This window comes from Streptomyces sp. NPDC050164 (assembly GCF_044459945.1).
Classification (GTDB): domain Bacteria; phylum Actinomycetota; class Actinomycetes; order Streptomycetales; family Streptomycetaceae; genus Streptomyces; species Streptomyces coeruleorubidus_A.
Genome location: NZ_JBITJK010000052.1, coordinates 41,107 through 48,527 on the forward strand (window position 1 = coordinate 41,107; position 7,421 = coordinate 48,527).

5 protein-coding genes are annotated in these 7,421 nt (G+C 72.2%); all 5 read left to right on the top strand.

All coding sequences use genetic code 11. From position 1 onward, the window contains the following. The first annotated feature begins 11 nt into the window (after nt 1-11). Genes ACIBNA_RS40535 through ACIBNA_RS40555 form a run of 5 tightly spaced genes read left to right on the top strand, consistent with a single transcriptional unit; the run spans nt 12 to nt 7,284 of the window. On the top strand, nt 12-875 hold the full coding sequence (locus ACIBNA_RS40535) for a bifunctional methylenetetrahydrofolate dehydrogenase/methenyltetrahydrofolate cyclohydrolase (RefSeq protein WP_399170311.1): 864 nt from the start codon (nt 12-14) through the stop codon (nt 873-875). Beyond that, on the top strand, nt 872-2,155 hold the full coding sequence (gene glyA, locus ACIBNA_RS40540; RefSeq protein ID WP_399170312.1) for a serine hydroxymethyltransferase: 1,284 nt from the start codon (nt 872-874) through the stop codon (nt 2,153-2,155). The genes ACIBNA_RS40535 and glyA overlap by 4 nt, the downstream gene beginning before the upstream one ends. After that, entirely contained in the window at nt 2,152-3,384 is a 1,233-nt protein-coding gene (locus ACIBNA_RS40545) for a sarcosine oxidase subunit beta family protein (RefSeq protein ID WP_184991999.1), read from the top strand. Before glyA ends, ACIBNA_RS40545 begins: the two co-directional genes overlap by 4 nt. Before the next feature lie 20 nt (nt 3,385-3,404). Continuing rightward, nucleotides 3,405-6,686, top strand: a complete 3,282-nt coding sequence (locus tag ACIBNA_RS40550) for a sarcosine oxidase subunit alpha family protein (protein ID WP_399170313.1) — start codon at nt 3,405-3,407, stop codon at nt 6,684-6,686. Next, nucleotides 6,679-7,284 (top strand): sarcosine oxidase subunit gamma, encoded by a 606-nt coding sequence (locus ACIBNA_RS40555; protein WP_399170314.1) that lies wholly within the window; start codon nt 6,679-6,681, stop codon nt 7,282-7,284. Before ACIBNA_RS40550 ends, ACIBNA_RS40555 begins: the two co-directional genes overlap by 8 nt. Nucleotides 7,285-7,421 lie beyond the last annotated feature (137 nt).

The following is a 7,421-nucleotide window of genomic DNA, read 5'->3' on the forward strand; positions in this document are numbered from 1 at the left end:
GAACACCGCCGGTGACCACCGCACAATTGCTCGACGGCAAGGCCACTGCCGCCACCATCCGCCGCGAACTCACCGAGCGCGTGGCCAAGCTGGCCGCCACCACGGGTCGTGCACCGGGCCTGGGTACCGTCCTGGTCGGCGACGACCCCGGTAGCCACGCCTACGTCGGCGGCAAGCACCGCGACTGCGCCCAGGTCGGCATCGCCTCCATTCGCCGGGAACTGCCCGCCGACGCCTCGCAGCAGCAGGTCGAGGAGACGATCGACGAACTCAACGCCGACCCTGCCTGCACCGGCTACATCGTCCAGCTCCCGCTGCCGCGCCACCTCGACGCCAATGCCGTACTGGAACGCATGGACCCGGCCAAGGACGCCGACGGACTGCACCCCGTCAACCTCGGCCGGCTCGTCCTCGGCGTCGAGGCCCCGCTGCCGTGCACCCCGCGGGGCATCGTCGAACTGCTCCGCCGCCACGACGTACCCCTCGCCGGAGCGCGCGTGTGCGTGATCGGCCGGGGCATCACCGTCGGACGGCCCATCGGACTCCTTCTCACCCGCAGGTCCGAGAACGCCACCGTCACCCTCTGCCACACCGGTACCAAGGGCCTGGCCTGGCACGTACGCGAGGCGGACATCGTCGTCGCGGCCGCCGGCTCGCCCGGACTGATCACCAAGGACATGCTGCGCCCCGGCGCGGCCGTCCTCGATGTAGGTATCACCCGAACCGACCAGGGGCTGGTCGGTGACATCCACCCGGACGCCGCCCAGGTCGCCGGATGGCTGGCGCCGATGCCCGGGGGCGTGGGCCCCATGACCCGGGCCATGCTGCTCGCCAATGTCGTCGAGGCCGCCGAGAGGAACGCGAACGCCGTATGAACGCGCTGAACACCCCCCTGGCGGAGCTGGACCCCGAGGTCCAGGCCGCGCTCCGCGCCGAACTGCACCGCCAGCAGTCCACCCTGGAGATGATCGCCTCCGAGAACTTCGCGCCCTCCGCCGTGATGGAGGCCCAGGGCTCGGTCGCGACCAACAAGTACGCCGAGGGCTACCCGGGCCGCCGCTACTACGGCGGCTGTGAACACGTCGACGTCATCGAGCGGCTGGCCATCGAGCGGATCAAGTCCCTCTTCGGCGCGGGCTTCGCCAACGTGCAGCCGCACTCGGGCGCCCAGGCGAACACCGCCGTCTTCTTCGCCCTGCTCCAGCCCGGCGACACCGTCCTCGGCCTCGACCTCGCGCACGGCGGGCACCTCACCCACGGCATGCGGATCAACTACAGCGGCAAGATGCTCAATGTCGTGCCGTACCACGTGTCCGAGGCGGACAACCTCGTCGACATGGACGAGGTCGAGCGGCTCGCCAAGGAGCACCGCCCCAAGATGATCATCGCGGGCTGGTCGGCGTACCCGAGGCAGCTGGACTTCGCGGCCTTCCGCCGGATCGCCGACGAGGTGGGCGCCCTGCTCATGGTCGACATGGCGCACTTCGCGGGACTGGTGGCGGCGGGCCTGCACCCCAACCCCGTACCGCACGCCCACGTCACGACCACCACGACGCACAAGACACTCGGCGGCCCGCGCGGCGGCGTCATCCTCACCAACGAGGCCGACCTCGCCAAGAAGATCAACTCTGCGGTCTTCCCCGGCATGCAGGGCGGCCCCCTGGAGCACGTCATCGCCGCGAAGGCGGTGTCGTTCAAGGTCGCCGCGTCACCGGAGTTCGCCGAACGCCAGGCCCGCACGCTCGCCGGCTCCCGCATCCTCGCCGAACGCCTCACCCGGCCCGACGCGGCGGCGGCCGGGGTGAAGGTCCTGACCGGAGGCACGGACGTCCACCTGGTCCTGGTCGACCTGCGCGACTCGGAGCTCGACGGCCGGCAGGCCGAGGACCTGCTCCACGAGGTCGGCATCACCGTCAACCGCAACGCCGTGCCCTTCGACCCGCGCCCGCCCATGGTCACCTCGGGCCTGCGCATCGGCACCCCGGCACTGGCCACCCGCGGCTTCACCGAGGCGGACTTCGCCGAGGTGGCGGACGTGATCGCGCTCGCCCTCCAGCCGGAGCCGGACGTGCCCGCCCTGCGCGCCCGCACGGAGGCCCTGGCCGCCAAGCACCCGCTCTACCCGCACCTGTCCGAAGACGGAGACGCCCGATGAGCCCCCGCACCCCAGGCGCCGAGCTCCCCGAACACCCCGACTGGCTGTGGCGCAACCCCGAGCCGAAGCGCTCGTACGACGTCGTCGTCGTGGGCGGCGGCGGACACGGCCTGGCCACCGCCCACTACCTGGCGAAGAACCACGGCATCACCAACGTCGCCGTGCTGGAGAAGGGCTGGCTGGCGGGCGGCAACATGGCCCGCAACACCACGATCATCCGCTCCAACTACCTGTGGGACGAGAGCGCCGGCATCTACGAGCACGCGCTCAAGCTGTGGGAGGGCCTGGCGGACGAGCTCGACTACCCGATCCTGTTCTCCCAGCGCGGCGTGCTCAACCTCGCCCACAGCCTCCAGGACGTCCGCGACAGCGTGCGCCGAGTCGAGGCGAACCGCCTCAACGGCGTGGACGCCGAGTGGCTCGACGCGGACGGCGTCAAGGAAGTCTGCCCGATCGTCAACATCTCCCCGGACGTGCGCTATCCGGTCCTGGGCGCGACCTACCAGCCGCGCGCGGGCATCGCCAAACACGACCACGTGGCGTGGGGCCTCGCCCGCTCCGCCGACGCCGCCGGGATCGACATCATCCAGAACTGCGAGGTCACCGGCCTCGACGTCGTCGGCAACCGGGTGGTGGGGGTCCAGACCACCCGCGGCCCGATCGCGGCGGGCAAGGTCGCGCTCTGCTCGGCGGGCCACACCTCGGTCCTGGCGGCCATGGCGGGCGTCGAACTCCCCGTCCAGAGCCACCCCTTGCAGGCCCTGGTGTCGGAGCTGCTGGAGCCGGTGCACCCGACGGTCGTCATGTCCAACGCCGTCCACGTGTACGTCAGCCAGGCGCACAAGGGCGAGCTGGTGATGGGCGCGGGCATCGACGCGTACAACTCCTACACCCAGCGCGGCGCCTTCCACATCATCGAAGAGCAGATGTCGGCGGCCCTGGAGCTCTTCCCGGTCTTCGCGCGCGCCCACGTCCTGCGTACCTGGGGCGGCATCGTCGACGTCAGTCCCGACGCCTCACCGATCATCGGCCTCAGCCCGGTCGACAACCTCTACCTCAACTGCGGCTGGGGAACCGGCGGCTTCAAGGCCACCCCCGGCGTGGGCTGGGTCTACGCCCACACCATCGCCCACGACACACCGCATCCGCTGAACGCCCCCTTCTCGCTCGACCGTTTCACCACCGGCGCGCTCGTCGACGAGCACGGCGCGGCCGCGGTCGCCCACTAGGACCATCAGGGAGCCGACCCATGCTGCTGATCCCCTGCCCGTGGTGCGGGCCCCGCGACGAGGCCGAGTTCCACTACGGCGGCCAGGCCCATGTGCCGTACCCGCAGGACCCGTCCTCCCTCACCGACGAGGAGTGGGCCCGCTACCTCTTCTTCCGCGACAATCCGAGGGGCCCCTTCGCCGAGCGCTGGAGCCATGCGGCGGGCTGCCGCCGCTGGTTCAACGCGGTGCGGGACACGTCGACGAACGAGATCCTGACGGTGTACCGGGCGGGGGAAGAGCGCCCGGGAACGGTTGAACGACGGGCGGGCGCTCTCGAGCCGAGCCCGGCCACCTTCCAGCCGACCCCGGCACCACCAGCCCGTCCGGCGCTTGAGGACGAGGCCGTCCAGGCCGAAGGGGGGCCTTGGGGCGCAGCCCCCAGCGGGGTGGAAGGGGCAGAGCCCCTTCAGGATGGGACAGGTAAGGGCGGCGGGGGCGAATCAACCCAGCCGTTCCGCCACCTCACCCGCGGCCGAATCCACCGCGACACCCTGATCACCTTCACCTTCGACGGCACCGAATACCAGGGCTACAAGGGCGACACCCTCGCCTCCGCCCTCCTCGCCAACGGAGTCATCCAGACCGGCACCAGCATCAAGCTGGGCCGCCCACGTGGCATCTTCTCGGCCGGCGTCGAGGAACCCAACGCGGTCATCCAGATCGAGGCCCCGTTCCCCGAGCCCATGCTCCCCGCCACCACCGTCGAGCTCTACGACGGCCTCGTCGCGACCAGCCTCCCCGGCCAGGGCCGACTCGCCACCGAACCGGACCCGGCCCGCTACGACGCCGTACACACCCACTGCGACCTCCTGGTCGTGGGCGCGGGCCCGGCCGGCCTCGCCGCGGCGGCAGCCGCCGCCCGATCAGGTGCCCGCGTCATCCTCGCCGACGACCAGCCGGAACCCGGCGGCAGCCTCCTCGGCACCGGCGAACACCTCGACTGGGTGGCCGAGACGACCTCCCGGCTCGACGCCGCCCCCGACGTCCACGTCCTGCGCCGCACCACCGTCTTCGGCTACTACGACGACAACCACCTGCTCGCCGTGGAGCGCCGCACCAACCACCTGGGCGCCGAGGCCCCGGAGAACGTCTCCCGCGAACGCGTCTGGCGCATCCGCGCCCGCCGCGTCGTCCTCGCCACCGGTGCGCACGAACGCTCGCTGGCCTTCGCGGACAACGACCGCCCCGGCGTGATGCTGGCCGCCTCGGCCCGCGTCTACGCCAACCGCCACGGCGTCCTGCCCGGTCGCCACGCGGTCGTCTTCACCACCAACGACAGCGCCTACGCGGCGGCCATGGACCTCGCGGCGGCCGGCGTGGCCATCGAGGCCGTCGTCGACACCCGCACCGAGCCGGGGGAGTGGGCGGAGCGTGCCCGGCAGGCGGGAATCGAGGTGCTGACGGGACACGCCGTCACCGCCACGGAAGGCGCCTCCCGGCTCACCTCCGTGACCGTCGCCCCGTACGAACAGTCGGCGGGCCAGCGGGAGTTCGCCGCCGACCTGCTCCTGGTCTCCGGCGGCTGGAACCCGGTGGCGCACCTGTTCAGCCAGGCGGGAGGCAAGCTCCGCTACGACGAGGAACTCGGCACGTTCGTCCCCGACACCTGCCGTCAGGCGGTCGAGGTCGCGGGCGCCGCGAGCGGTGTCTTCGACCTGGCCCGGATCCTCGCGCAAGGAGCGGCCGCCGGAGCCCGCGCGCTCGAGGCCGAGGGCTACACCCCAGGGGAGGCCCACCTGCCACAGGTGGCCACACCGCCGCAGACACCGTCCATGCGGGTCTTCACCGTCCCGGGCCGGGAAGGCGCCCCGCGCTTCGTCGACCTGCAACGCGACGTCACCGTCGACGACCTGGCCCGGGCGACCGGTGCCGGCATGCGCTCCGTCGAGCACACCAAGCGCTACACCACGGCCGGCACGGCGAACGACCAGGGCAAGACCTCCGGCGTCCTGGCCAGCGGCGTCGTCGCGGAACTGCTCGGCGTGGACATCTCCGCGCTCGGCACGACCACGTTCCGGCCGCCGTACACCCCCGTCTCCTTCGCTGCCCTCGCCGGCCGCGACCGTGGTGCCCTGCTCGACCCGATCCGCACCACCGCCCTGCACGAGTGGCATGTCGCGCACGGCGCCCTGTTCGAGAACGTCGGCCAGTGGAAGCGCCCCTGGTACTACCCGCAGGACGGCGAGGACATGGAGACGGCCGTACTGCGCGAGTGCGCCGCCGCCCGCGAGGGTGTCGCCTTCATGGACGCCTCCACCCTCGGCAAGATCGACGTCCAGGGTCCGGACGCCGGAGTCTTCCTCGACCTGCTCTACACCAACATGATGAGCACTCTGAAGGTCGGCATGATCCGCTACGGCGTGATGTGCCGCCCGGACGGGATGGTCTTCGACGACGGCACCGTCATCCGCCTCGACCAGGACCGCTACCTGGTCACCACCACGACGGGCAACGCCGCCGCCGTGCTGGACTGGATGGAGGAGTGGCTCCAGACGGAGTGGCCCGAACTGCGGGTCCACTGCACGTCGGTGACCGAGCAGTGGGCCACCGTCGCCCTGGTCGGCCCGCGCTCCCGCGACGTCCTCGGCTCGCTCGCGCCTCGACTCGCCGTCGCGAACGAGGACTTCCCGTTCATGGCGTGGCGTGAGACGACCGTCGCCGGTATCGACGCGCGCGTGTGCCGGATCAGCTTCTCCGGCGAACTCGCCTACGAGATCAACGTGTCACCGTGGGAGGCCCTCGCCCTGTGGGAGGCGCTGTACGAGGCCGGAGCCCCGTACGGCATCACCCCGTACGGCACGGAGACCATGCACGTCCTGCGCGCGGAGAAGGGCTATCCGATCGTCGGCCAGGACACCGACGGCACCGTCACGCCGCAGGACCTCGGCATGAGCTGGGTGGTGTCGAAGAAGAAGCGGGACTTCATCGGCAAGCGGTCCTACGCCCGCGCCGACACCGCCCGCCCCGACCGCAAGCACCTGGTCGGGCTGCTTGCGGAGGAACCTGGCACGTTCCTCCCCGAAGGCACGCACCTGGTCGTCGGCAGCGTGCTGCCCGCGCCGCCCGTCCCGATGCTCGGACACGTCACGTCCAGCTACCGCAGCGCGGCCCTCGGCCGGACCTTCGCCCTCGCCCTGGTCAAGGGCGGCCGGGACCGCATCGGTGAGCGACTCTATGCCTCCGTGGGCGACCGGCTGGTCCCGGTGACCGTCGCGAGCCCCGTCCTCTACGACCCCGAGGGAGCCCGCCGCGATGGCTGACACCGCCGTTACCACCCCGCTCCGCAGCCCCCTGTCGCATGCCGCCGACCGGCTGGCCGCCGCGACCCGCACCTCCGGGGGCGCGATCCGGCTGGCGGAACTGCCCTTCCTGACCCAGATCAATGTGCGTCTCGACCCCAAGGGAGCGGCGGCGGACGCCGTGGGGCTGGCGCTCGGCCTCCCACTTCCCGTCGAACCCGACACAGCCGTCCGCGCCGGTGAGCTGACCGCGCTGTGGCTCGGCCCCGACGAGTGGCTCCTGGTGGGCCCGCCGGGCAGTCAACACGACCTGGAGAGCCGGATCCGTGAGGCCGCGGGCGACGAGCCCGTGTCCGTCATCGATGTCTCGGCTCAGCGCACCACGCTTCTCGTCGCGGGCCCCCGGGCCCGCGACGTGCTGGCCCACGGCTGCTCGCTGGATCTTCACCCGCGGGTCTTCGGCCCGGGTCGCTGCGCCCAGACCAACCTGGGCCGCACCCAGGTCGTCCTGGTCGCCCGTGACGACCCCAGGGCCGGGTTCTGGGTGCTGGTCCGTTCGTCCTTCGCCGGTTATCTGACGGACTGGCTGCTGGACGCGGCTGTGGAGTGGACGGGCTGACGCGGGCAGCATGCGAGCGGGGGGGGGGGGGGGGGGGGGGGGGGGGGGCGGCGCCGCCCCCCCCCCGCCACGCGGGCGGTGGGGGGGGGGGGGGGCGCGCGGGGCCGGCCCCCGCCCCCCCCACCCCACCCACGGCC